Source organism: Bradyrhizobium sp. HKCCYLRH2047 (genome assembly GCF_051168175.1).
GTDB lineage: Bacteria > Pseudomonadota > Alphaproteobacteria > Rhizobiales > Xanthobacteraceae > Bradyrhizobium.
This window is the reverse complement of the sequence record NZ_JBNPUM010000006.1, coordinates 1-23978: the sequence shown is the minus strand read 5'-3', so window position 1 is coordinate 23978 and position 23978 is coordinate 1. Positions and strand designations below refer to the sequence as shown.

21 protein-coding genes are annotated in these 23978 nt (G+C 65.9%); 14 read left to right on the top strand and 7 right to left on the bottom strand.

What is annotated here, in order from left to right:
* The first annotated feature begins 195 nt into the window (after positions 1-195).
* Positions 196-1434, top strand: coding sequence for a GNAT family N-acetyltransferase (locus ACQR1D_RS15830; protein ID WP_316237423.1), 1239 nt, complete (start codon positions 196-198; stop codon positions 1432-1434).
* Here ACQR1D_RS15830 and ACQR1D_RS15825 read toward each other — a convergent pair.
* Both ACQR1D_RS15825 and ACQR1D_RS15820 read right to left on the bottom strand, forming a co-directional pair.
* Positions 1431-3728: a GumC family protein gene (locus tag ACQR1D_RS15825; protein ID WP_434893896.1), complete on the bottom strand. Its 2298-nt coding sequence runs from the start codon at positions 3726-3728 to the stop codon at positions 1431-1433. The two genes, ACQR1D_RS15830 and ACQR1D_RS15825, sit on opposite strands and share 4 nt — an antisense overlap.
* A 325-nt stretch (positions 3729-4053) precedes the next feature.
* On the bottom strand, positions 4054-4206 hold the full coding sequence (locus ACQR1D_RS15820) for a hypothetical protein (protein WP_434846952.1): 153 nt from the start codon (positions 4204-4206) through the stop codon (positions 4054-4056).
* On the opposite strand from ACQR1D_RS15820, the gene ACQR1D_RS15815 reads away from it, so the two are divergent.
* From ACQR1D_RS15815 to ACQR1D_RS15805, 3 genes are all read left to right on the top strand, one after another.
* A complete protein-coding gene (locus ACQR1D_RS15815) occupies positions 4156-5226 on the top strand; it encodes a glycosyltransferase family 4 protein (RefSeq protein WP_434896497.1) in 1071 nt (356 codons plus the stop codon). The two genes, ACQR1D_RS15820 and ACQR1D_RS15815, sit on opposite strands and share 51 nt — an antisense overlap.
* Positions 5227-5379: 153 nt before the next feature.
* The gene (locus ACQR1D_RS15810) at positions 5380-6909 is read left to right on the top strand and encodes an undecaprenyl-phosphate glucose phosphotransferase (RefSeq protein WP_434840153.1); all 1530 of its coding nucleotides are present in this window, start codon (positions 5380-5382) and stop codon (positions 6907-6909) included.
* Positions 6910-6996: 87 nt separating this feature from the next.
* Positions 6997-8271 (top strand): O-antigen ligase family protein, encoded by a 1275-nt coding sequence (locus tag ACQR1D_RS15805; protein ID WP_434840154.1) that lies wholly within the window; start codon positions 6997-6999, stop codon positions 8269-8271.
* On the opposite strand, the gene ACQR1D_RS15800 is transcribed toward ACQR1D_RS15805, so the two are convergent.
* Together ACQR1D_RS15800 and ACQR1D_RS15795 are read right to left on the bottom strand one after the other, a co-directional pair.
* Positions 8268-9446 carry a saccharopine dehydrogenase family protein gene (locus ACQR1D_RS15800; protein ID WP_434840155.1) on the bottom strand — a complete coding sequence of 393 codons (1179 nt, stop codon included), beginning with the start codon at positions 9444-9446 and terminating at the stop codon, positions 8268-8270. The genes ACQR1D_RS15805 and ACQR1D_RS15800 overlap by 4 nt on opposite strands.
* A gap of 125 nt (positions 9447-9571) precedes the next feature.
* Positions 9572-10357: a DUF169 domain-containing protein gene (locus tag ACQR1D_RS15795; RefSeq protein ID WP_316181501.1), complete on the bottom strand. Its 786-nt coding sequence runs from the start codon at positions 10355-10357 to the stop codon at positions 9572-9574.
* A 186-nt stretch (positions 10358-10543) separates the two neighbouring features.
* Here ACQR1D_RS15795 and ACQR1D_RS15790 point away from each other — a divergent pair, with 186 nt between their 5' ends.
* Complete coding sequence (locus ACQR1D_RS15790; protein WP_434840159.1) at positions 10544-12391, top strand: tetratricopeptide repeat protein; 1848 nt, start codon at positions 10544-10546, stop codon at positions 12389-12391.
* On the opposite strand, the gene ACQR1D_RS15785 is transcribed toward ACQR1D_RS15790, so the two are convergent.
* Positions 12388-13176, bottom strand: a complete 789-nt coding sequence (locus ACQR1D_RS15785; protein WP_316181565.1) for a YdcF family protein — start codon at positions 13174-13176, stop codon at positions 12388-12390. The two genes, ACQR1D_RS15790 and ACQR1D_RS15785, sit on opposite strands and share 4 nt — an antisense overlap.
* 130 nt (positions 13177-13306) lie before the next feature.
* Between ACQR1D_RS15785 and ACQR1D_RS15780 the strand changes: the two genes are divergently transcribed.
* The 3 genes from ACQR1D_RS15780 (at position 13307) to ACQR1D_RS15770 (ending at position 16009) form a co-directional block, all read left to right on the top strand.
* On the top strand, positions 13307-14248 hold the full coding sequence (locus ACQR1D_RS15780; RefSeq protein WP_316181504.1) for an acetamidase/formamidase family protein: 942 nt from the start codon (positions 13307-13309) through the stop codon (positions 14246-14248).
* A gap of 1000 nt (positions 14249-15248) precedes the next feature.
* A complete protein-coding gene (locus ACQR1D_RS15775; RefSeq protein WP_006614936.1) occupies positions 15249-15446 on the top strand; it encodes a hypothetical protein in 198 nt (65 codons plus the stop codon).
* Between the two features lie 86 nt (positions 15447-15532).
* The gene (locus tag ACQR1D_RS15770; protein ID WP_434840156.1) at positions 15533-16009 is read left to right on the top strand and encodes a GcrA family cell cycle regulator; all 477 of its coding nucleotides are present in this window, start codon (positions 15533-15535) and stop codon (positions 16007-16009) included.
* A 22-nt stretch (positions 16010-16031) separates the two neighbouring features.
* On the opposite strand, the gene ACQR1D_RS15765 is transcribed toward ACQR1D_RS15770, so the two are convergent.
* Positions 16032-16421, bottom strand: a complete 390-nt coding sequence (locus ACQR1D_RS15765; protein WP_434893453.1) for an endonuclease domain-containing protein — start codon at positions 16419-16421, stop codon at positions 16032-16034.
* A gap of 159 nt (positions 16422-16580) precedes the next feature.
* Positions 16581-17549 (bottom strand): SDR family NAD(P)-dependent oxidoreductase, encoded by a 969-nt coding sequence (locus ACQR1D_RS15760; protein WP_434840536.1) that lies wholly within the window; start codon positions 17547-17549, stop codon positions 16581-16583.
* Positions 17550-17774: 225 nt separating this feature from the next.
* Here ACQR1D_RS15760 and ACQR1D_RS15755 point away from each other — a divergent pair, with 225 nt between their 5' ends.
* The 6 genes from ACQR1D_RS15755 (at position 17775) to ACQR1D_RS15730 (ending at position 23827) form a co-directional block, all read left to right on the top strand.
* The gene (locus ACQR1D_RS15755) at positions 17775-17930 is read left to right on the top strand and encodes a hypothetical protein (protein ID WP_315711478.1); all 156 of its coding nucleotides are present in this window, start codon (positions 17775-17777) and stop codon (positions 17928-17930) included.
* Positions 17931-18456: 526 nt separating this feature from the next.
* Positions 18457-19566 carry a BMP family ABC transporter substrate-binding protein gene (locus ACQR1D_RS15750; RefSeq protein WP_434840537.1) on the top strand — a complete coding sequence of 370 codons (1110 nt, stop codon included), beginning with the start codon at positions 18457-18459 and terminating at the stop codon, positions 19564-19566.
* Positions 19563-20672: an ABC transporter permease gene (locus tag ACQR1D_RS15745; RefSeq protein ID WP_434840538.1), complete on the top strand. Its 1110-nt coding sequence runs from the start codon at positions 19563-19565 to the stop codon at positions 20670-20672. Before ACQR1D_RS15750 ends, ACQR1D_RS15745 begins: the two co-directional genes overlap by 4 nt.
* 3 nt (positions 20673-20675) lie before the next feature.
* A complete protein-coding gene (locus ACQR1D_RS15740) occupies positions 20676-21602 on the top strand; it encodes an ABC transporter permease (RefSeq protein WP_315775139.1) in 927 nt (308 codons plus the stop codon).
* 15 nt (positions 21603-21617) lie between these two features.
* The gene (biuH, locus tag ACQR1D_RS15735; protein WP_316237426.1) at positions 21618-22301 is read left to right on the top strand and encodes a biuret amidohydrolase; all 684 of its coding nucleotides are present in this window, start codon (positions 21618-21620) and stop codon (positions 22299-22301) included.
* A 50-nt stretch (positions 22302-22351) separates the two neighbouring features.
* Positions 22352-23827 carry an ABC transporter ATP-binding protein gene (locus tag ACQR1D_RS15730; protein ID WP_315800410.1) on the top strand — a complete coding sequence of 492 codons (1476 nt, stop codon included), beginning with the start codon at positions 22352-22354 and terminating at the stop codon, positions 23825-23827.
* Positions 23828-23978 lie beyond the last annotated feature (151 nt).

Here is a 23978-nt window from a genome sequence, read left to right as displayed (position 1 = left end):
CGTCATGATCACCGCCATCCGATGATAGCGACCATCCGCCGTCAAGATCGCGTGGGCGCTGCCGATTTGAACAGATCTTTGTTTGTGTCATTCCCGATTTGGGACGAAGTCATTGCCATTACCTTTTGTTGAGACTTCTTTGCGAGGGTCTCCGGACGTCAAGCAACAAAATTCCACGACAACGCGAGCTGCGCGATGACCATGGCCGCCGTGATCGAGAGCCGGACGGCGCAGGCGCCCGCGCGGCGGCTGCCGTCGGGGCTCGCGCGGGTCGACATCGTGTCCGATCTGGCGGCCGCCGAGCCGGTCTGGCGCGCGCTCGAAGATCCCGCCCATGTCTCGACGCCGTACCAGCGCTTCGACCTGCTCGGCGCATGGCAGCGCGACGTCGGCGCACGCGAGCATGCTACGCCGTTCATCGTCATCGGGCGTGATGCCGAGCAACGTCCGCTGCTGCTGTTGCCTTTGACGTTGCGGCACGCTTGCGGCATGCGCATCGCCAGCTTCATGGGCGGCAAGCATACGACCTTCAACATGCCACTGATGGATGGCGAATTCGCCGCGCGCGCCGGCGCCGGCGATCTCGACGTCCTGCTCGCAGGGCTGCGCGACCGCGGCGGTGTCGACGTGCTCGCCTTGACGCAGCAGCCGCAGCGCTGGGGCGATGTCGCCAATCCGCTGGCGCAATGGCCGCACCAGCCGTCGGTGAACGACTGCCCGGTGCTGCTGATGCCGCCGGGCGCCGCGCCGACGGCGCTGCTGTCGAATTCATTCCGCAAGCGGCTCAAGAGCAAGGAAAAGAAGCTGCAGGCGCTGCCCGGCTATCGCTACATGGTCGCGGGCAGCGACGCCGAGATTGCCGAGCTGCTCGACTGGTTCTTCCGCACCAAGCCGATCCGCATGGCCGAGCAGAAGCTTCCGAACGTGTTCGCGGAAGCAGGTGTCGAGGCCTTCGTGCGCAGCGCCTGCATGGCCAAGCTCGGTTGCGGACATCGCGCCATCGATATCCATGCGCTGCGCTGCGATGCCGAGATCATCGCGCTGTTTGCCGGCGTCGCCGACGGGGCGCGCTTCTCGATGATGTTCAACACCTATACGCTATCGGAGAATGCGCGCTGGAGCCCCGGGCTGATCCTGATGCGCTCGATCATCGATCACTACGCGCAACAGGATTTTCGCGCCCTCGATCTCGGCATCGGATCGGACGACTACAAGCGGATGTTCTGCAAGGACGACGAGCCGATCTTCGACAGCTTCATGCCGTTGACCGCGCGGGGCCGCGTTGCCGCAACGACGATGGCTGCGGTCAGCCGGGCCAAGCATGCCGTCAAGCACAGCCCTGCCCTGCTCCGTCTGGCGCAGCGCCTGCGCGGCGCGCTGCAATCGCGTGGCGGCGTCGCCAAGGCCAACGAGAACGAGAAGGCTGAAGACTAGGCGGCGACGCCGCGCGGCCCCGGCTGGTTGCGGTTCGCGCCTCCGCCCGGTGCCTTCAGCATGGTGACGGCGCCAAAGCCGACCTCGCGCAACTGCTCGCTCATCTGGCTGCGCGCCTCGGCGGCCATGTTGGGATCGGGCACGACGACGGCGCGCGCGCCCGCGGTCAACAGCTCGGCCGGCAGGTCGGAGGCATTGCCGGCGTCGAGCAGGACGTGGTCGTAGACCCGCAGCAGCGCGTCGATGGCGAGCGCGAGCCGCGGCGATTGCAGTTGGCTGCGGTCGGCGCCGGGACGACCGGCGTTGACGATGTGCAGCCGCGAGGCCTGGTCCTTGGTGATGATGGACGCGAACGATGCCTCGCCCAGCATCAGCTCGATCAGGCCGGGTGCGGCCGGATCGACCGAGACGCCTGCAAGCAGTTGCGGGCTGCCGGCGAGGTCGACCAGCACCACGCGCGCCTGCGCCGCCATGGTGCGGGCGATCGCGAGCGCGGTGGACGTGACGGCATCGCCGCCGGCCGTGCCGAGCACGGTGACCTTGCGGGCGCCCTCGCCCGCGGCGAGCAGATCGGATGCGAGCTGCTCGAGCTCGTTCATCGGCGCTGGCTTGATCGGCTCGGCCGACGGCGCCTCGGCCGCCTGCATGGCCGTGACGGGCGGCGGTACGAAAGCCGGATGCGTGGCCTCAACCGGCGCCGGCGTCGAAGGTGGTGCAACGGCCGGCGATGCGGAAACCGTCCGCGGGGCGATCATCGGCTCGACCCGCGCCGCGAGCACCATGACGTCGGCCATGCTGCCCATGGCCGGGGCGGTGGGGCCCGCCGCGCGCGGCGCCGTGAGGCGCAGCAGCTCTCCGGTGATGACCACGCCTGAGGTCAGCATCAGGGTCGCCAGCGTCGCGATCAGCACGATCGGCAGCTTCTTCGGATAGGCCGGCGTATTCGACACCACCGCCCGCGAGATGATCCGTCCATCCGCCGGCGGCGTGTCGAGCGTTTCGCGGGTGTTCGCCTCGCGGTATTTGGCGAGATACGATTCCAGCAGGTCGCGCTGCGATTTGGCATCGCGCTCCAGCGCCCTCAGCTGGACATCGAGGCCATTGGTGGAGGTGGCCTGCTTCTTGGCCTGCTCGAGGCTCTGGCTCAGCATCTGCACCCGCCCGTCGGCGATGCGCGCGTCGCTGTCGAGCGAGCGGGAGATCTTGCCGGCCTCGTCACGGATCTGGCGGTCGAGATCAGCCAGTTGCGCCTTCAGTTCCTTGATGCGCGGATGATTGTCGAGCAGTGTCGACGACTGCTCGGCGAGCTGCGCGCGCAGGCTCACGCGCTGCTCCGACAAGCGGCGCATCAGCTCCGAATTGAGCACCTCGGATGCCTCGATCGGCTGGCCGCTCTGCAGCATCTCGCGGATCAGCCGCGCCTTGGTCTCGGCGTCCGATTTCAAGGCGCGGGCATTATTGAGCTGGGTGTTGACCTCGCCCATCTGCTGGTTGGACAGCGAGGTGTTGTTGGTCCCCATGAACGAATTCGACTTGGCGCGGAACTCCTCGACCCGCGATTCCGCTTCCTCGACCTTCTTGCGCAGCCCCTGGATCTCCCCGGCCAGCCACTGGCTGGCCGACTTCGCCTGCGCCTGGCGGGCGTTCTGCTGAACCACGAGATAGCCGTCCGCGATCGAATTCGCGACCTGTGCCGCGAGCGCCGGATCCTGCGACTGGAACTCGACGACGAGGACGCGCGATTTGTCGACGGCGTAGACCGTCAGGCGCTCGTAATAGGCATCCATGACGCGCTCGTCCGGCGTCATGGCAAGCGGATCCTTCACGAGCCCGACCATCGCCAAGACCGACTTCAGCGGCGACACGCCGCGCAGGACTGGATCGAACTCGGGCAGATCACCAAGTTTGTTCTTCCTGATGATGTCGCGCGCCAGATCGCGCGACAGCACCAGTTGCACCTGGCTGGTGACCGCCTCGGGATCGAGTGCCGTTCGCTCCTCGGTACGCTCGCCGTTCGGCCGCACGAACACGTTTTCGCGGCCGTCGATCAGGATCCGCGCTTCGGACTTGTACCGCGGCGTGATCATGTTGACTGCGGTGATCGACAGAACGAGAGCGAGCAGCGTCGGCAAAAGAATGAAGCCGCGCTTTCGTGCCAAGGCGCGGCCGACCAGCCGGAGATCGAGATCGCCGGCCGGGCCCGGCTCGGCCGGCGATGGCGAGCCAGTCACGGGTCGGACGGAAGCTCCGTCAACCTGTGTCGTCTTGCCGGCACGCCAGAACGCCAACCGCATCATCCACTCCCGCGAGACCTACGCCACGCCGCTACCATACGTGGTACAATTACACTCCATTAAGGTTGCTGACGGGTTAACCGGAGCGCCTGCAACCTCGCCCTATCGAACAATCGTCATCCTTCCCCATATGCTGCTCGCTACAAGTAGGCTTGCGCCAGATCGTCACAATGTTGGAGCGAGCTCGCCCGGCAGCGACGACAAGTGAGACTTTGTTAACCATCAAGCCTCTATCGAGGTTGGAGCCATCAATATTCAGCGACGAGAGGCGCCCGTGCTTCCTCTATCCGCCAGTCGTCAGATCAGCTCGCGCAGCGACGCCTGGCTAAACCATGCGAAGGCCGAAGGCGCTGGCGAGTTCGACATGGCACCGTCGCAGAACAAACCTCTCAAAATCCTTCACGCGGTCAGAGCTCCCGTCGGCGGCATCTTTCGGCACATCCTCGACCTTGCCAACGGCCAGGTCGATCGCGGGCATGACGTGGGCATCATTGCGGACAGCCTGACCGGCGGCGAACGCGCCGATGCCGCGCTGGCCCAGATCGCGCCCCGCCTGACACTCGGCGTGCACCGCGTTCCCATTCATCGGGAGCCTTGGCCGAGCGACATTCTGGCACTCAGCCGATTCCATCGCCTCTCCCGCGCGCTCGCCCCCGACGTGCTGCACGGCCACGGCGCCAAGGCCGGCGCGTTCGTACGCCTGCTGCCGCATCGGCCAGGAACGATCCGCATCTACACGCCTCACGGCGGCTCGCTGCACTACCCGCTCGACACGCTCAAAGGCGCGCTGTACGGCCGGCTCGAACGTGCGCTGATGAACCGGACGGATCTCTTCCTGTTCGAGAGCGTCTTCGCCCGCGATACCTATGAGCGCATGATCGGCCATCCCAACGGATTGGTGAATTGCGTCTTCAACGGCGTCACTGCAGGCGAATTCGACCCGGTCACGCCGGCTCAGGACCAGACCGACCTGGCTTATGTCGGCGAGTTCAGGCACATCAAGGGCACGGATCTGCTGATCGACGCTGTCGCGCAGTTGCGCTCCCGTGGCCGGCCGCTGACGCTGACTTTGGGCGGCGACGGCGAGGAGATGTCGAAGCTCAAAGCTCAGGTCGAACGCCTTGGTCTTGCGGCCGCAGTGCGTTTCATCGGCCATGTGAAGGCCCGCGACGGATTTTCCAAAGGACGACTGCTCGTCGTTCCATCGCGTGGCGATTCCATGCCCTATGTCGTGATCGAGGCGGGAGCCGCTGGGGTTCCGATGATCGCGGCGAGGGTCGGCGGCATCCCCGAGATCTTCGGGGCGCACGACGACGCGATGTTCATGCCAGGCAACGCGACCGCGCTGGCCGACGCCATTGCAGCCGCACTGGACGATCCGGCTACCGCGCAGCTGCGCGCCAAGGCGCTGCGCGAGCGGATCTTCCAGCATTTCTCGCAGAAGGCGATGGTCGAGGGCGTGCTCGACAGCTACCGCGAGGCGTTTACCAAGACCTGACGTCATTTACCATCGCTAACCGTTTCTTCCGATTTGGCCCGTAATCCCGCCGGTAGGGAATTTCCCCCGGCGCTATCAGCGCTTACATGACCACAAATACTAACAAACATAATCCGGGCTTGTACGACTGTGGAACCGATCAACGCTCGCTCGATGTTGGATGCTGCTGCGGCCACGGCCGCATCGACGGCCGCGGCAGGCAAGCCGGCCGTTGAACGGCGTCGCCGCCTGTCGCCGGCGGCCCTGGCAGTTGCCAATCAGAAGGTTCACCGCGCCTATTCTCCGATCGTCCTCGCCGGGATCGTCCGCATCACCGATTTCGTGCTGTTGAGCGTCGTCGGCAGCGCCGTCTATTTCGGCTACGTGGTTCCGCTCAGCGGCTTCCATTGGGAGTATCTCGTTGCCATCGTCGGCCTCGCCGTGAGCGCGGTGGTGTGCTTCCAGGCCGCCGACATCTACCAGATCCAGGTCTTCCGCGCCCAAGTGCGGCAGATGACCCGGATGATCTCGTCCTACTGCTTCGTGTTCCTGCTGTTCATCGGACTGTCCTTCTTCGCCAAGATCGGCAGCGAGGTCTCCCGTCTCTGGCTCGCCGCGTTCTTCTTCGTCGGACTCGGCGCGTTGATCGCGAGCCGCGTCGTGCTGCGCAACCTGATCCGCAGCTGGGCCCGACAAGGCCGCCTCGATCGACGGACCATCATCGTCGGCTCCGACCAGAGCGGCGAAGATCTGGTGCGTGCGCTGAAGGCGCAGGACGACTCCGAGATCGAGATCCTCGGCGTGTTCGACGACCGCAACGATTCCCGTTCGCTCGAGACCTGCGCCGGCGCGCCGAAGCTCGGCAAGGTCGATGATATCGTGGAGTTCGCGCGCCGAACCCGCGTCGACCTGGTGCTGTTCTCGCTGCCGATCTCGGCCGAGACCCGCATCCTGGACATGCTGAAGAAGCTGTGGGTGCTGCCGGTCGACATCCGCCTGTCGGCCCATACCAACAAATTGCGTTTCCGCCCGCGTTCCTATTCCTATCTCGGTGCGGTCCCGACGCTCGACGTGTTCGAGGCGCCGATCACCGACTGGGATCTGGTGATGAAGATGCTGTTCGACCGATTGGTCGGCGGCCTCATCTTGCTGCTCGCGCTCCCGGTGATGGCGCTGGTCGCGCTCGCGATCAAGCTCGACAGTCCGGGGCCGGTGCTGTTCCGGCAGAAACGGTTCGGCTTCAACAACGAGCGAATCGACGTGTTCAAGTTCCGGTCGCTCTATCACCACCAGGCTGATCCCACGGCGTCCAAGGTCGTCACCAAGAACGATCCGCGCGTGACCCGCGTCGGCCGCTTCATCCGCAAGACCAGCCTCGATGAGCTGCCGCAGCTGTTCAACGTGGTGTTCAAGGGCAACCTGTCGCTGGTCGGCCCGCGGCCCCACGCGGTTCAGGGCAAGCTGCAGAACCGGATGTTCGACGAGGCCGTCGACGGCTATTTCGCGCGCCACCGCGTGAAGCCCGGCATCACCGGATGGGCGCAGATCAACGGCTGGCGCGGCGAGATCGACAACCAGGAGAAGATCCAGAAGCGAGTCGAGTTCGACCTCTACTACATCGAGAACTGGTCCGTGCTGTTCGACGTCTACATCCTGCTCAAGACGCCGCTGGCGTTGATGACCAAGAGCGAGAACGCCTATTGATTGCGGGGATCCGGAGCGGACCCACGTCCGCTTCGCGCGTGTGTCCGGCCGATCCCGCCCTGCGTTGCGTATGAGTGTGAGTTCGCGATGGCCATGACGGCGGCAGCCGGAGAGTTCGCGTCCAGACCGATGGCCCCGCCCGGCGTCGTCGCCCTGCAGCGTGCGCTGGTCTGGTTGGTCGGCGCCTCCGGCGCCATCGTGTTCATCGAACCGAGCCCCTACGAGCTCGTGACGCTCGCGTCCGCCGCGGTGTTCATTGCGACCGGCATGAGGCTGCGCCTCGTCTTCGTGCCGCTCCTGCTGCTGCTGGTCCTGGTCAATCTCGGCTACACGATCAGCGCCATACCGCTGCTCGACGATTCCAAGATCTCGACCTGGATCGCCACCTCCTGGTACATGGCGTTCACGGCCATCTTCATCGCCATGCTCATTTCGGACGACACCGAAGCGCGGCTCGACATGCTCCGGCGCGGCCTCGTCATGGGCGGCGCGATCGCAGCCCTTGCAGGTGTCGCCGGCTACTTCCATCTGGTGCCCGGCGGATACGATCTCCTCACCTTGTATGGCCGCGCGCGTGGTACGTTCAAGGACCCGAACGTTCTCGGCGCATTCCTGATCCTGCCGGCGCTGCTGGCGCTGCAGAATGTCGTCACCGCCCGCTTCGCAGCGACGCTGCGCGCCAGCTTCGCCCTCGGCGTGATGGCGCTCGCCATCCTGCTCGCCTTCTCGCGCGCGGCCTGGGGCGGCCTCGTTCTCACGGCGGCCTTCATGCTGGCGCTGATGGTACTGACCAGCACCTCGCCCCGCGAGCGCTCCCGCATCATCGTCATGACGCTCGCGGCTGCCGTGGCCGGCCTCGTCCTGATCGGCATACTGCTCTCGATCGATTCCATCGCCGACATGTTCAAGCAGCGGGCGAGCTTCGACCAGAGCTACGACGAAGGCCGGTTCGGCCGGTTCGGACGCCACATCCTCGGCGCCGACATGGCGCTCGACCTGCCGTTCGGGATCGGACCGCTGCAGTTCCACAACTACTTCCCCGAAGACACCCACAACTCCTATCTGAACGCCTTCATGTCGGGCGGCTGGCTGTCCGGCATCTGCTATCCTGCGCTGGTCTTCACCACCGTCGTCCTCGGCTTCCGCTATCTGCTCGTGCGCGTGCCCTGGCAGCGCACCTACATCGCAATCTTCGCAGCCTTCCTCGGCACCGTCGGCGAAAGCTTCATCATCGATACCGATCACTGGCGGCACTTCTTCCTGATGCTCGGCACGATGTGGGGCATGATCGCCGCCACCCGCGCCCACCAGGTCGAGGCGGGCCGATCCGCAGGGATCGGTCCGCACATCGCAGCCTCCTAGTCCTCCACCGCGAACGTCAGGCCGGCATGGTCGACCAGCCGCTTGATCAGGCTGTCCTGGAGCGCCGCGCCCGGAGTCCAGAAACCGCCCTTCACGCCAGCTCCGTCGCGCAACAGGCCGACGGCACATTCGCTGATCATCTTCGAGGTCGAGCCGTAGCCGGGATCGCGGTTGCCCTTCACGGACGCGCGGACCTGGCGGCCATCGGGGGCGATCGCGACAAAAAGAAGATTGTAGTAGCCGTTCTCACGCTCCTCCTTGGAAGGCCCCTCGCCCGGCTTCGGCGCGTTCGGGCCGGTCTTCTCGGCATTGGCGGCCATCACCTTCTTGGCGTTGGCCTCGCCCTTCTCGCCCGGACCGGTCAGCACCATCTCGTCATAGACGAAGTCCTGGCCGTACGGGAAACCCATCAGCATGTTGGAGCGGTGGACGTTGCGGGTGTTGATCAGCGCCATCATGAACGGCGCCGTCCAGGACTGCAGATCCTCCTCATAGACGGGCTTGTTGCCTGACGGTTGCTTCGGCCCCTTGAAGCCGGGCGTCAGGGCGAACGCGTCCTTGAGGATCGCTACCAGGCTCAGATCCTTGGCGACCGCATCGAATGTCGCCTTGGCGCTGGCCGCCGTCCCGCCCGACAAGGTCCCGCTCATGCCACGGACGCGGCCCTTCACGCGCGCGACCGGCGCGCCGAGCACGCGTCTCGCCTGCTGCTGCACGAAGTAGACGCCGAGCTCGAACGGTACGGAATCGAAGCCGCAGGAGAACACGATGCGCGCGCCGCTCTTCTCGGCGATCGCCTGATGCTTGTCGATCATCTGCCGCATCCACACCGGCTCGCCACAGAGATCGACGTAGTCGGTGCCGGTTTCGGCGCAGGCGGCGACGAGCTCGTTGCCGTAGAGCTGATACGGACCGACGGTGGTCAGCACGAGCTTCGTCTGCGCCACCATCGCCTGCAGCGACGCCGGATCGGAGGCGTCGGCGGCAATGAGAGGCGTGTCGGTGGGCGCGCCGATCTCGTCCCGCACGGAAGCGAGCTTGTCCAGGCTCCGGCCGGCCATCGCCCAGGGCAGCGAGGCGTCGCCGCGATATTGCGTGGCGAGATATTCAGCCACGAGCTTGCCCGTGAAGCCGGTGGCGCCGTAGACGACGAGATCGAATTTCGGTGAGGTCATTGGTGTTCCCTGGAGATCAGCTGCAAATCAGTTGCTCCGTCATTGCGAGCGAAGCGAAGCAATCCAGGGCTGCGGACAGGACTCTGGATTGCTTCGCTTCGCTCGCAATGACGGCGGATGTGGTTCTATTTCTTTCCATAAGACACGCTCATGCCGGCGCGGACGTCGTTCTGAATGCCGTAAGGGGCGATCGGGTAGCGCAAGCCATTCCTGGCGAGCTGCTTCATGCCGGCGATCGCCTTGGCGAGATCGGACGGCTTCAGCGCCATCAGCATCTCCTCGTCCGGCACGCCGCCATAACGGCGCTCGGCGAAGCAGGGCAGCGATAGGCTCGGCTCGCCGGTCTTCAGCGCGCGGCCCCAGGAGTCGGCGCAGGCGGTCTCGCCGACGACGCCCCACTCGAACTTCTTGTAGCCGACATATTGCAGGCCGTTGATCAGGATGATCATCTGTCCCGGCGTCGCATAGACGAGGCAGATGTCCGGCGGATCCAGCCGGCCGCTCGCCAGCGGGCTCACGGCCATCGCCTGGTAGCGGCCGAACGGCACCACGTCGAGCGCCTCCTGCCGCTTGCGCGCATCCTCCGCCGTGCCGTGCCAGACGCCGACATAGTTCGCGCCGTCGAGCCAGGCCTCGTCCTGCGGGCCGAGCCCGATCACCGCGCGGCACTGCGCGCCGACCAGATCATCTCCGGTGATGCCGACGGTCCAGCCGAGCCGCGACGCCATGCTGACGATCTGGTCGGTGGTGTGCACCGCGTTGGGACGGCGGATCTTCTCGATCGCTTCCATGTCCTCGACGCGGGCGAACATCTTGATGCCGATCACGGTCGTCTTCAGCCGCAGCAGGCTGTTGAGATCGGCGACCATGGCCGCCAGGTCCAGCCTGTCTGCCGCGTTCGGCTGTTGCATGTGGCGTTCCCTCCCTGCCGCACCGGGCGTCCGCGCCGCGTGTGGTTCGGCTTCGGGCGGCTTGTTAGACCGTCGCACCTGATGATGCCAGTATTTCCGCCGTCCGGGCTCACCCGCCATACCGTGATCCTTCTCGATATCGCGGGAATCACTTATGAATTTTCGATCCTCGGACAGGACCAGACGATGACCCGCAGCGACCGGAAGGAAGGCGCCGAGAGCGCAACGGCCGGCCCCGGCGGAACGCCCGCGCTGTCGCCCGCCGCGCTCTACGAGGCGGGACTGCATCACCTCGGCGGAGGACGTCTGCTCGATGCCCAGATGTGCTGCGAGCAGGCGCTGGCCGCCGACCCGACCCATGCCGACAGCCTTGCGCTGATGGGCATTATTGCGCTGCAAACCGGTCAGCACGACCATGCCGTGGCGTGGTTCTCGCGCGCGATCCGGCAGACGCCGAAGATCGACTATCTCACCAGCCTGGGCTTCACCCTGAAGCAGATGGGCCGGCTCGACGACGCCCTCGCGGTGTTCGACAAGGCGATCCAGCTCAAGCCCGACGACGCCGAGCTGTGGAAGCACATGGGCGGCGTACTGCTGGCGCTCGACCGCGGCGCCGAGGCGTTGTTGAGCTATCAGCACGCGCTGACGATCGATCCTTCGCATCATGAGGCCGCGTTCCAGAGCGGCCTGCTGCTGCATCAGCAGCAGCGCTATGAGGAAGCCGCCCAGGCCTTCACGATCTGCCTGACTCAGCGGCCGGGCGACCTGCAGTCGCTGCAGATGCGCGCCCGATGCTTCCGCGAGCTCAAACGCTACGACGCGTATCTCGCCGATTGCGAACGCGCGCATGCGCTGGCGCCAGCCGAGGCGATGGTCTGCAACAATCTCGGCGATGCATTCGTCTGTCTCGGCCGCAGCGCGGAGGCGCTGCCGTGGTTCGACCAGGCGCTGAGCCTGCGCCCGAACTTCGTCGAGGTGCTGCTGAACAAGGGCTTTGCGCTGCTTCAATTGCTGCGCTTCGAGGACGCCGCGGCCGTCTACCGGCAGATCCTCGTGCTCGAGCCGAGTCACGCCAAGGCGGCCTGGCAGCTTGCCCATGTCGAGCTGCAATGTGGCGACTACGCCGCTGGCTGGGCACGGCGCGAAGCGCGCTGGAACATGCCGGATTTCTCGCCCGAATATCCGCGCTTTGCGGAGCCGAAATGGCTGGGCAAAGAGGATATCGCCGGGAAGACCGTCCTGATCGAGGAGGACGAGGGTTTCGGCGACACCATCCAGTTCGCGCGCTACCTGCCGATGCTCGCCGCGCGCGGCGCCAGGGTGATCCTGGTGGTCCGCGAGGCGCTGCGGCCGCTGCTGGCCGGTGTCGAAGGCGTGTCGCAATGTCTTGCGTACGCGCCGGAGCTGCAGCGACCCGCCTTCGACATGCATTGCCCGGTGATGAGCCTGCCGCTCGCTTTCGGCACCACGCTCGCCACCATCCCGCCCGCTGGCTATCTGCCGCCGCTCCCGGCCGAGCGCATCGCGGCCTGGGAGCAGCGGCTGGGGTCGCATGACCGGCTGCGCGTCGGGCTGGTCTGGTCCGGCAACCCGCACCAGGGCAATGACCGCAACCGCTCGATGCCGCTGTCGACCTTGCTGCCGCTGCTCGATGTCGACGCTGATTTCATCAGCCTGCAAAAGGAGCTGCGGCCCGCGGACAGGACGCTGCTGGCGCAGCAGAGCGGCATCCGCGACCTCACCGCCGAGCTGACCGACTTCGTCGAGACGGCCGCCCTGATCTCCTGCCTCGACGTCGTCGTCACCGTCTGCACCAGCGTCGCGCATCTCGCCGCGACGCTCGGACGGCCGACCTGGATCATGCTGCCCTACCTGGCCGACTGGCGCTGGCTCAGGGATCGCGACGACAGCCCGTGGTATCCGAGCGCGCGCCTGTTCCGGCAGGATTCGAGCTGTCGCTACGAGCCGGTCGTCGCGCGCGTGCGCGGCGAGCTGGCAGCGAAAGCGGCGGGCTTCGGCACAACAACCGCCTAGGCCGGCCCGGGAAACAGATCGTCGATGCGGCCGCGGAGGCGGTAGGCCACGAGCCCGACCCATTCGCGCACGGCGATGTCGGCGCGGCGCAGGCCGAGCAGCGAGATGCCGTCGAAATCCAGCACGCGGCCGACGCGCCAGTCCACCGGATAGGGCTCGACCGGAAAGCCCGCTTTTCGGAACAGCCCGACCGAGCGCGGCATGTGATACGCGGAGGTCACCAGCAGCCAGCGTTCGCCCGGCTTCGGGGAGATCATCGCCTTGGAGAAGATCGCATTCTCGTAGGTGTTGCGCGACTGCCGCTCCAGCAGCAGCCGCTCCCTGGGCACGCCGAGGCTGAGCAGGATCTCGGCGCCGACATCGGCCTCCTTGGCCTCGGTCGCGATCAGATTGGCGCTGCCGCCGGTGAACAGGATGCGTGCAGTCGGGTAGCGCCGCGCCAGCGCGGCCGCCTGGATCACCCGGTCCGCGCCCGCCACCGTCACCGGCATGCCGTACATTGCCGACAGATCGGAATCGACCGGACCGCCGAGCACGATGATGCCGTCCGGCGCACCGTTCGCCGGATCCCATTTCGGAAACCGGCTCTCCAGCGGATACAGCATCAGGCTGCCGAGCGGCGTCAGGCCGACGATCGCCAGTAGCAGCATGGCCGAGACGACCAGCCTGCGCCCCAGCACGGCAAACCGGGTCAGCATCAGGATGGCACCGAGCAGGCCCAGCGCGATCATGAAATTGGTCGGCAGTGCCAGCAGGCCGAGCGTCTTCGACAGCACAAAGAACATTGCGAGCTCCGGCGCGGGGTGAAGTGCCACGGCCGCCCTCATACACGACAGCCGCCATGCGTTGCCATCTCTCTGCGAACGCCATGTGATGCGCTATGCTCAGGCTCGAACCGGCAATAACGAGAGCATCATGGCCCATCACCATCTGCACGCCAGCCCCGAGACCTGCCATTGGGGCTTCTTCGAATCCCGGCTGAAGCCGGTGCTCACGGTTGACAGCGGTGACGAGGTCACGATCGATTCGATCAGCGGCGGACCCGACGTGGTGCCGGATACCAGCAAGTTCCACGTGCCGCCGGAGCTGTTCGACGTCCACGCCCGCAGCGAGCGCATGGTGCCCGGCCACATCCTGACCGGGCCGATCGCGGTCAACGGCGCCGAAATCGGCGACGTGCTCGAGGTCGACATTCTCGACGTCCAGCTGCGCCAGGACTGGGGCTATAATTTCATCCGCCCGCTGGCCGGCACCCTGCCCGACGATTTCCACGAGAGCCGGCTGATGAACATCCCGCTCGACAAGGAACGGATGGTCGGCAAGCTGCCGTGGGGGCTCGAGCTGCCGCTGGCGCCGTTCTTCGGCGTGATGGGTGTGGCGCCGCCGCCGGCCTGGGGCCGCATCACCTCGCTGATCCCGCGCGCGATGGGCGGCAATCTCGACAACAAGGAGCTCGGTGCCGGCGCCAAGCTGTATCTGCCGGTGTTCGTGCCGGGCGCGCTGTTCTCCTGCGGCGACGGCCATGGCGTGCAGGGCGACGGCGAGGTCTGCGTCACGGCGATCGAGACCGCGCTGCAGGGCCGCTTCCGCCTCACCGTGCGCAAGGATCTCAAGTTCGACTATCCACGCGCCGAGACCGCCACGCACTACATGACGATGGCGATGGACCCCGATCTCGACCAATGCGCGGTGCGGGCGCTGCGCGACATGATCGTGCTGCTCGGCGAGAAGCGCAATTTGTCGCGCGAGGACGCCTACACGCTGTGCAGCCTCGCCGCCGACCTGCGGGTGACCCAGACCGTCAACGGCTCCAAGGGCATTCATTGCATGATCGCGAAGGCCGTCGTGCACGGGTGAGGTTTGTGTCGGGCACGCTGGCGCGGCTCGCCCCGCTGCCGTCGCCCGGCTCGACCGGGCGACCCAGTATCCAGAGGCAGGCGTCAGTCCTCGACAGGCCGCGGCGTACTGGATCCCCCGCGTTCGCGGGGATGACGACCGAATTTGAAGTGCAACCCTCGTTCACTCCAAGAGACACGGTCTATCATCCTCGCGCGCCGCTCGCGCCGAGTCATGCCATCATCTCACCCTCTCAAAAGTCGGAGGGCGCAGGGAAGGCCAGGCGCCGGCTGGCGCCTGCGGCCCGCCTGCGAGAAAAATGCAGGCGGCACAGGTGCAGCCGAGAACGCCCGGCCTTCCCTGCGCGATGGTGTTCACGCTTATACGCAGTCTGCCTGGTGCGCCGGGCTTGTTGGCCACCATGATCCGCGCGGCGCGCAAGCGCCGTCGCGAACGTGACACCAGCGTCGGGGTGTCAGCACGCTGCGACTTCACGTCCGCGCCGAGCCGTTCGTCCGCGCATCCTTGAAGGACACGCTGCGGCTCCATCGCGGCCATCGCTCCCCGCCTCGCGTGTCGTGACGATCGCGCGCAACGCCCCTTCCGAGTGAGGCGGGATGGCGGCACTAAAGCACAGTTTCCGGAAAAGCGAAAGCGTTATTTCTGGAATGGCGAATTTTCTCGCACCGACCGGAAAAGCCGCGAGCGACCGTCCGCCTCTTCAGCCGACAATTCCACCAGGGCTCCCCGATCAGGTGCCCCGCGGCACGGCGGCGGTTGAAGAAACCATCGGACACCGCGGCCCACGCGAATCTTCCCGGCCCGTGCTTCCCGTACCATTCCGGGCCCGGACTCGCCGAGCGGGCGGAGAGTCACCGCCGCGACCAGCCCGATTCGTCATATTTCCATAAAATTCAATATCTTAACCAGTTATCCCCAAGCCGCTGTACAACCAATCCGATTCCTAATAGAGTCTAAAAAGTTACTTTTCTGTACATCGGTTACGGACTAGCTTTTAGGCATGGCGACGGAAAAAGCCGAAACTGACCGCATCCCCGTAACCCTAGCCCTGGCAACCATCGGCTATCTCGAAAAGCTCGTGAAACAGGGAACCCACGGCACCAGCGTTCCGGGTGTCTGCAGAACGTTGATTGAAGAAGGCATCCGGCTCGCCATCAAGGATGGGCTGCTGTCGATTCGCGACAACGGACGGGCGTAAGCTAGGGACACGCAGCGCGGACAACAGTTTCGGTGCAGCCGTCGGCCAGGACGATCCAGGACGGATCAAACTTGGAAGCGACAACAATGCCCGCCGAACGACAGACACTCCCCACCTGGACCGAGGAACGGCTCCAGGCCCTGAAGCAGCACTTTGAGGCCGGGCTGACCTGCCGAGAGATCGCCGCCGAGCTCGGCGTCAGCCGCAACGCCGTGATCGGCAAGATCTCCCGCCTGGCGCTGACGCGCGACAATGGCGGCGATTCCAGGCGCGTGGTTCGCGCCGAGACGACACGCGATGGCGCCCGCCGTCCCGTGCCGAAGCTGCGCCGCCGCATCCTGCGCGCGGTCCAGAACGACCCGCCGCCGATCGTTGTCGAGGAGCCGGTCGGCACGGTCGAGAATGGCTGCTCGCTGTTCGAACTCTCCAAGGAGCGCTGCCGCTGGCCGATCTCCACCCCCGGCGCCGACGATTTCTGCTTCTGCGGCTCCAAGCCGATCGAGGGGCTGCCGTATTGCCCGAGCCACACGCGGATGGCGTACCGGGTGGCGTCGTCGCGGTAGAAGAGGCGTTCTGAAGCCGCGATCAAACTTTGCTCGGTCTCCGCGTTCTGCGGGGACGGCGCGGCGGTCTCGTCTCCCCTCCCCCTTGCGGGGAGGGGTCGGGGGTGGGGGTCCACGCGCGCTGAATTTCGTGAAGGACGCCTTCGATATTTCCGAGGACGTCGTTGTTCCAGAAGCGAAGAACGCGATACCCGAGCGCCTCGATCTGTCGCGTGCGGGCAGCGTCTTCCTCCTGCTGCCAATCATGCTGGCCGCCATCGACTTCGATCACGAGCTTAGCTTTGCGACTGACGAAATCGACGATGAAGGGTCCAATCTGCGCTTGCCGGCGGAAGTGAGAACCGGCGAACTTGACGTCATGGCGGAGGCGTTGCCAAAGGACGCGTTCAGCTTCGGTAGGTTCGGCGCGCATTCGTTGCGCGAATGATCGTCGGCTGTCATCCATGGCCGTTTGATCTCGTCATTGGCAGCGGGACTCGTGGACCCCCACCCCCGACCCCTCCCCGCAAGGGGGAGGGGAGCTCACCGTCTGCGTGGCGAAAGGTGCTGTTTTCCAACGAACAGCAATCCCCTACCCCAGCTTCCAGCCCGCCTCCTGCGCGAAGCGCTGGAAGAACTCCGGCTCGTAGGCCTGCTCCGGTGACTGCCGGACGCGCAGGTCGAGCAGCTTGGCATCCTCGCCGACAAGGATGCGCCACTGCTCGGCCTTGACGCCGTCGAGGATGATCTTCGCGGCTTGCGCCGCCGTCGTCGGCGCGTCTTCGAGGAAGCTGCGGGCGCGCTCGCGGGCGGCGGCCTGGATGTCCTGGTCGCTCATGGCGGAGACATCGATGCCCATGCCCTTCATGCGCTGGCGCGCTAGCCCGATCTCGGTCTCGCTGAGCTCGTCGGACTCGGTGCCGCTCTGCACCTTGCGCGAGTTCGACACGATCGAGGTGCCGATATGGCCGGGCATCACGACCGAGCATTTGATGTGCGGCGCGTTGAGGCGGAGGTCGTTGATCAGCGCTTCGGTAAATCCCTTCACCGCGAACTTCGCGGCGCTGTAGGCGGTGTGCGAAACACCCATGCCGACCGAGGCCCAGAAGCCGTTGACGCTCGAGGTGTTGACGATATGAGCCTCGTCCGCCTTCAGCAGCATCGGCAGGAAGGTGCGGACGCCGAGATAGACGCCGCCCCAGCAGATGTTGAAGGTACGCTCCCATTGCTCTCTTGAATTGGTGAACAGGCTGCCGCCACCGCCGATGCCGGCATTGTTGAACAGCAGATGGATCTTGTCGGTGGCCTGCTGCTCGGCGAGTTCATCGCGAAAACGCTGGAGCTGCGCCTCGATCGAGACGTCGGCGACATGGGTGGTGACGCGCAGGCCCTGCGGCAGCTTCTCGGCCTCGCACAGCCGCTTGGTTTCGGCCATCGCCTCGGTCGAGACGTCGCACATGGCGACGTTGCAACCTTCGGCGACGAGCTGGCGCGCGAGCTCGCGGCCCATGCCCGTGCCGCCCCCGGTGATCACGGCGATCCTGCCGGCGAAATCCTTCATCGGATGGTCTTCCTTCCCTGCTGCGGGACGGCCATGCCGCCCCGGCGACTTGCTCGTTCTCTTCGTGGAACGCGTTTGCGAGCTTAGGACGTTTCGCCGGCCTGACCAGAGGGGATGTCGGAGATTTGCGTTGCAGCGCATGCAACGAAGATTTCAGCTTGGGGTTGAACCTTTTCGACAGGCGTCCGACTTATTCCGTGGGGAGGCAGGCTCGAGGAGGTTCGCATGGCGTACCAACAGGGGCACTGGCAGGACGAAGGCTGGCGTGACACGATGGTCGATCCCGCGGGATCGGACGACGGCGCCTATGTGACGGGGTGGACGATCAGCGGGCTCGCCGTGATCGGCACCATCGTCGCGGTCTGGCTGCTCGGGATCTGAGAGCAGCGCGACGAATTCTCATGCAATAGGACGCCATGCAAAGCGTGGCCTCTGAGCCCTGCTGCGTTCTGCGCTCTCATCCGTCATTGCGAGCGCAGCGCAGCAATCCAGCGCTGTGGACGGGACACTGGATTGCTTCGTCGCTGCGCTCCTTGCAATGACGTTGAGAGAGCCGACTGTTTCCCAGAGAGCCTGGCGCCCCCCAAGACGTCGGCATTCACGCCCGGGATCTGGCAGCCGCGTTTCGCGAAGGCGCGCGGCTGACCGTCTGGGGGTCCCGCCTGGCCGAACTCATTGCATACAATTGCAGTCGATTGATCAATTAATAGGCTAATGATTGCCGTGTCACGCTACTGCCCAGTTTGCAGTCAGCCACAAAACATCAACACTTCAGTGACTTAGCTCCTCGGCCGCGCTGAAAGCCGCTGGCACAAAGCTTGCGATCACTCCCTTTCGAGGCTCCGCCGTGTGGCGGTGAAGCCGAGATGACAGCGCGGGCGGATCGACCCGCCGAGGGAGCTCACCAATGGACTTTGGCAGGATTTCACGACGGCATCTGTTGCAGGGTGGCGCGGCGCTGACGCTCGGCGCGGCCGCGGGCCTGCGGCCGGCCTTCGCCGCGGAGACAACGATCGGCTTCATCTATGTCGGCTCGCGCGACGACTACGGCTACAACCAGGCGCATGCGCAGGGTGCGGCGGCGCTGAAGAAGCTGCCCGGGCTGAAGGTGATCGAAGAGGAGAAGGTGCCGGAGACCGACGCGGTCGAGAAGACGATCGAGTCCATGATCAATCTCGACGGCGCCACGCTGCTGTTTCCGACCTCGTTCGGCTACTACAATCCGCACATGATCAAGATGGCGGCGAAGTACCCGAAGCTGCGCTTCGAGCACTGCGGCGGCCTCTGGAGCGAGAAGGACCCGAAGAACGCTGGCTCCTATTTCGGCTATATCGACGAGGCGCAGTACATCGCCGGCATCGTCGCGGGCTACACCTCCAAGAGCGGCAAGCTCGGCTTCGTCGCCGCCAAGCCGATCCCACAGGTCCTGCGCAACATCAACGCCTTCACGCTCGGCGCAAAGCTCGCCAATCCCAAGGCCACCACGCAGGTGATCTTCACCGGCGACTGGTCGATGCCGGTCAAGGAGGCCGAGGCGACCAACAGCCTGATCGACCAGGGCATCGACGTCCTGACCTGCCATGTCGACGGTCCGAAGACGATGGTCGAGAACGCCGCGCGCCGCGGCGCGTTCGTCACCGGCTATCACGTCAACCAGTCGCCGCTGGCGCCGAAGGCCTATCTGACGGGCGCCGAGTGGAATTGGGAAGCGCTGTATCCGAAGTTCGTCAAGATGCTCCAGGCCGGCGAGAGCATTCCGAACTTCTATCGCGGCGGCCTCAAGGAAGAGGTGGTCAAGATCTCGGCGTATGGCGAGGCGGTGTCCGAGCAGGCGCGCAAGCACGCCGACGAGATCAAGAGCAAGTTCCTCGGCGAGGGCTATACGATCTTCAAGGGCCCGATCAAGGACAACAAGGGCAACACCGTGATCACCGCCGGCACCGAGCGCGGCCAGAAGGATCCGGAGCTCGAGAAGATGGACTATCTGGTCGAGGGCGTGATCGGAGCGACGTCGTGACCACGGAGGCGGCCGATCCGGTTGATGCGGCCGCCATCGCGCCGGCCGCCGACGCAGGCTTCCTGCAACGCCATGGCGCGAGCATTGAATACATCCTCATCCCGGGCGCGGCGCTGGTCGCCGCGCTCCTGGTGTTCGGCATCTTCGTCGCGCTGTTCGGCAAGAACCCGCTCGACCTCTACTGGTACATGTATTACGGCGCCTTCGGCACCTGGTTTTCCTGGCAGAACACGCTGACGCGCGCGGCTCCCTTGATCCTCACCGCGCTGTGCACCGCCCTGCCCGCTCAGCTTGGCATGGTGATCATCGGCGGCGAGGGCGCGCTGCTGATCGGCGCGCTGTCGGCAACCTCGGCCGCGCTGGCCTTGCAGGGAATGCCGCCGCTCGTCGTGCAGATCGCGATGGTGATCGCCGGCATGGCCGGCGGCGGATTGTGGATCCTGCTGTCCGGCGCCTTGCGCCAGTATCGCGGCGTCAACGAGACCATCTCCAGCCTGCTGCTGGTCTACATCGCGCTCGCGATCCTCAACCATCTCGTCGAGGGCCCGATGCGTGACCCGGCGAGCCTCAACAAGCCGTCGACGCGCGAGATCGGCGCCGCCAACATGATCGGCAGCATCCCAGGCACCGACGTGCATTGGGGCCTGGTGTTCGGGCTGATCGCGGCAATCGCGTCCTACGTGCTGATCTATCACACCACGTTCGGCTTCGCCGCGCGCGTCGCCGGCGGCAACATCCGGGCCGCAAAGATCGTTGGCCTCTCCGTGGGCAAATTGATCCTGACGGTCTGCTTCCTCGCCGGCGCCTGCGCTGGCCTGGCCGGCATGGTCGAGGTCGCCGCGGTCCAGGGGCGCACCAATGCCAATCTCGCCGTCGGCTACGGCTTCACAGGCATCCTCGTCGCCTTCCTCGCGCGGCAGAATCCACTGGCAATCATTCCGGTCGCGATCCTGCTCGGCGGCATCAATGCCTCGGGCGGCCTCTTGCAGCGAAGGCTCGGCCTGCCCGACGCCTCGGTGCTGGTGCTGCAGGGCATCATCTTCATCTCGGTGCTGGCGAGCGACGCGCTCTATGGCCGCATCGGTGTCCTCAAGGGAAAGTCCTGATCCATGGCTGACGGCAATATCGGGCTCTGGACCGTGCCGCTGGCGGTGCTCGGCGGCGCCATCCGCGTCTCCACGCCGTTCCTGTTCGTGAGCCTAGGGGAATGCATCACCGAGCGCTCCGGTCGCATCAATCTCGGCCTTGAGGGCACGCTGGTGATGGGCGCGATGAGCGCCTATGGCATCTCCTATCTCACGGGATCGCCATGGGCAGGCGTGCTCGCCGCCGGCCTCACCGGCGCGCTGCTCGGCGCCCTGCATGCCGGCATCTGCTCGCTGCCGCGCGTCAACGACGTCGCGGTGGGAATCTCCTTGATGCTGTTCGGCACCGGGCTCGCCTTCTTCCTCGGCAAGCCGCTGATCGAGCCGACCGCGGCGCGGCTTCCGGCGATCGATTTCGGCTGGTGGAGCGACGTGCCGCAGGTGCGCGCGGCCTTGCGCATCAACGTCCTCTTCCTGCTCGGCGTCGTGCTCGCGCCGCTGTTGCTGTGGGCATTCCGAACCACCCGCTGGGGCCTGCTGATCCGTACCGCCGGCGAGAGCGCCGACGCGGCGCGGGCGATGGGTCATTCGGTGCTGATGATCCGGCTGCGCGCCACCATGGCCGGCGGCTTCCTCGCCGGCATCGGCGGCTCGTTCCTGTCGCTGTTCTATCCCGGCAGCTGGAACGAGGGCCTCTCCTCGGGCCAAGGCATCACCGCCGTGGCGCTCGTGATTTTCGCGCGCTGGGACCCGATGCTGTGCCTGTGGGCCTCGCTCGCCTTCGGCGGTGCCGCAGCGCTCGGACCGGCGCTGCAATCGGTCGGCGTCACCTCCGGCTATCATCTGTTCAACGCTGCGCCCTACATCCTGACGCTCTTGATCATGATCATCACCTGCTCGCCGAAACGCACCCTGAGCGGCGCGCCGGCCGAACTGTCCATCACCCGCTGATTTCAGAGGTCCACCATGACCGCGCGCACCATCCGCTCCGAGCCCTATGCCTGGCCGTACAACGGCGATCTCAGGCCAGAGAACACGGCCCTGATCGTGATCGACATGCAGACCGATTTCTGCGGCGTCGGCGGCTATGTCGACAAGATGGGCTATGATCTGTCGCTGACGCGCGCGCCGATCGAGCCGATCAAGACCCTGCTCGGCGTCATGCGCGCGCAGGGCTTCTGCATCATACACACCCGCGAAGGCCACCGCACCGACCTGTCCGACCTGCCCGCCAACAAGCGCTGGCGCTCGCAGCAGATCGGCGCCGGCATCGGTGATCCCGGCCCGTGCGGCCGCATCCTGGTGCGCGGCGAGCCAGGCTGGGAGATCATCCCCGAGCTGGCGCCGCTACCTGGCGAGATCGTCATCGACAAGCCCGGCAAGGGCTCGTTCTGCGCCACCGACCTCGAGCTGATCCTGCGCCTGAAGGGCATCCAGAACATCGTGCTGACCGGCATCACCACCGACGTCTGCGTCCACACCACGATGCGCGAGGCCAACGACCGCGGCTTCGAATGCGTGCTGCTGTCGGACTGCTGCGGTGCCACCGACAAGGGCAACCACGATCACGCGCTGAAGATGATCAAGATGCAGGGCGGCGTGTTCGGCGCGGTCGCGACCTCCGCGGCGCTGATCGAGGCGCTGTCGTGATCGGCGACGATCCGACGCCATCAGGCGCGTTCGGCGTCGAGGCCATCGCGATGACGATGCGCTTCGGCGCGTTCACCGCGCTCGACAATGTCGAGCTGAAAGTGCGGCCCGGCTCGTTCCACGCGCTGCTCGGCGAGAACGGCGCCGGCAAGTCGACGCTCGTGAAATGCATCATGGGCTATTACCGCCCGACCGAGGGCGACGTGCTGATCGCCGAGCGCGAGCGCGCCATCAACAATCCCAGGGACGCGCACGCGCTCGGCCTCGGGATGGTCTATCAGCACTTCACCCTGGTGCCGGCGATGACGGTCGCGGAAAACCTGGTGCTGGCGCGCGACGACGTGCCGGCGGTGGTCAACTGGGCGAAGGAGAAGAAGGAGCTGGAGGCCTTCCTGGCGCGGATGCCGTTCCGCGTGCCGCTCGACGCCAAGGTCTCCGACATCTCCGCGGGCGAACGGCAGAAATGCGAGATCCTCAAGCAGCTCTATCTCAAGCGCCGCTTCCTGATCCTGGACGAGCCGACCTCGGTGCTGACGCCGGGCGAGGCCGACGAGGTCCTGGGCATGCTGCGCAAGATGGTCGAGGCCGGCGAGCTGACCATCCTGATGATCACGCATAAATTCCGCGAGGTGATGGCGTTCGCAGACGACGTCACCATCCTCCGGCGCGGCAAGCTCGCCGGCCGCGGCAAGGTCACCGAACTGACGCCCGACGACATGGCACGGATGATGATCGGCGCCGAGCAGCTCACGGTGCAGCCGTCGCGCACCGGCGAGGCCGGCAACGTCAGGCTCGAGGTCGAGAAGCTGGTGGCGCGCGACGATTCCGGCGGCCTCGCTGTGCACAACCTGTCGCTCACCGTGCGCGCCGGCGAGATCGTCGGCATTGCCGGGGTCTCCGGCAACGGCCAGCGCCAATTGGTCGAGGTGCTCGCCGGCCAGCGCGAGGCCGAGAGCGGCGCAATCCGGGTCTCCGGCGAGGCCTATGTGGCGAGCCGCGAGGAGATGCGCCGGCACAAGATGTCGCTGCTGCCGGAGGAGCCGCTGAAGAACGCCTGCGTCGGCGGCATGAGCGTCGCCGACAACATCGCGCTGCGTGAGTTCGACCGCGCGCCGTTCGCCCGCGGCGGCTGGTGGCTGAACAAGGCTGCCTTCCGCCAGGGCGCGACAACCAAGATCAACCGCTACAAGATCAAGACCCGCACGCCGGATACGCCGATCTCGGCACTGTCGGGCGGCAACGTGCAGCGCGCCGTGCTCGCGCGCGAGCTCGGTCACGACGTCGAGGTGCTGATCGCCGCCAATCCCTGCTTCGGCCTCGACTTCGCGGCGGTGGCGCAGATCCACGCCGAGATCATGGCCGCGCGCAATCGCGGCGCCGCCGTGCTATTGGTCAGCGAGGATCTCGACGAGCTGCTGGAGCTGTCGGACCGCTTGGTCGTGATGTTCCACGGCCAGCTGGTCTACGAGACCCGCGGCAGCGATGCTGATCTCACCGAAATCGGCCGCCACATGGCGGGGCATTGAGGCCGACGTCGACTGCGCCGGACAACGAAACAAGCCGGCTGCCGCGCGGTTAACGGCGAACCCGGCTCTCACCGCGTCATTGCGAGCGCAGTGTTCAGCCCGGGGACATGGCTGACAGGTGTTCGGAGACATGGTTGACACCTCAAAATTG

What these genes read in the sequence shown, in the direction of transcription:
- ACQR1D_RS15830 (WP_316237423.1), top strand. Translation starts at nt 196, where the DNA reads ATGACCATGGCCGCCGTGATCGAGAGCCGGACGGCGCAGGCGCCCGCG.
- ACQR1D_RS15825 (WP_434893896.1), bottom strand. Translation starts at nt 3,728, where the DNA reads ATGCGGTTGGCGTTCTGGCGTGCCGGCAAGACGACACAGGTTGACGGA.
- ACQR1D_RS15820 (WP_434846952.1), bottom strand. Translation starts at nt 4,206, where the DNA reads ATGCCCGCGATCGACCTGGCCGTTGGCAAGGTCGAGGATGTGCCGAAA.
- ACQR1D_RS15810 (WP_434840153.1), top strand. Translation starts at nt 5,380, where the DNA reads ATGTTGGATGCTGCTGCGGCCACGGCCGCATCGACGGCCGCGGCAGGC.
- ACQR1D_RS15805 (WP_434840154.1), top strand. Translation starts at nt 6,997, where the DNA reads ATGGCCATGACGGCGGCAGCCGGAGAGTTCGCGTCCAGACCGATGGCC.
- ACQR1D_RS15800 (WP_434840155.1), bottom strand. Translation starts at nt 9,446, where the DNA reads ATGACCTCACCGAAATTCGATCTCGTCGTCTACGGCGCCACCGGCTTC.
- ACQR1D_RS15795 (WP_316181501.1), bottom strand. Translation starts at nt 10,357, where the DNA reads ATGCAACAGCCGAACGCGGCAGACAGGCTGGACCTGGCGGCCATGGTC.
- ACQR1D_RS15790 (WP_434840159.1), top strand. Translation starts at nt 10,544, where the DNA reads ATGACCCGCAGCGACCGGAAGGAAGGCGCCGAGAGCGCAACGGCCGGC.
- ACQR1D_RS15785 (WP_316181565.1), bottom strand. Translation starts at nt 13,176, where the DNA reads ATGTTCTTTGTGCTGTCGAAGACGCTCGGCCTGCTGGCACTGCCGACC.
- ACQR1D_RS15780 (WP_316181504.1), top strand. Translation starts at nt 13,307, where the DNA reads ATGGCCCATCACCATCTGCACGCCAGCCCCGAGACCTGCCATTGGGGC.
- ACQR1D_RS15775 (WP_006614936.1), top strand. Translation starts at nt 15,249, where the DNA reads ATGGCGACGGAAAAAGCCGAAACTGACCGCATCCCCGTAACCCTAGCC.
- ACQR1D_RS15770 (WP_434840156.1), top strand. Translation starts at nt 15,533, where the DNA reads ATGCCCGCCGAACGACAGACACTCCCCACCTGGACCGAGGAACGGCTC.
- ACQR1D_RS15765 (WP_434893453.1), bottom strand. Translation starts at nt 16,421, where the DNA reads ATGCGCGCCGAACCTACCGAAGCTGAACGCGTCCTTTGGCAACGCCTC.
- ACQR1D_RS15760 (WP_434840536.1), bottom strand. Translation starts at nt 17,549, where the DNA reads ATGAAGGATTTCGCCGGCAGGATCGCCGTGATCACCGGGGGCGGCACG.
- ACQR1D_RS15755 (WP_315711478.1), top strand. Translation starts at nt 17,775, where the DNA reads ATGGCGTACCAACAGGGGCACTGGCAGGACGAAGGCTGGCGTGACACG.
- ACQR1D_RS15750 (WP_434840537.1), top strand. Translation starts at nt 18,457, where the DNA reads ATGGACTTTGGCAGGATTTCACGACGGCATCTGTTGCAGGGTGGCGCG.
- ACQR1D_RS15740 (WP_315775139.1), top strand. Translation starts at nt 20,676, where the DNA reads ATGGCTGACGGCAATATCGGGCTCTGGACCGTGCCGCTGGCGGTGCTC.
- biuH (WP_316237426.1), top strand. Translation starts at nt 21,618, where the DNA reads ATGACCGCGCGCACCATCCGCTCCGAGCCCTATGCCTGGCCGTACAAC.
- ACQR1D_RS15730 (WP_315800410.1), top strand. Translation starts at nt 22,352, where the DNA reads ATGACGATGCGCTTCGGCGCGTTCACCGCGCTCGACAATGTCGAGCTG.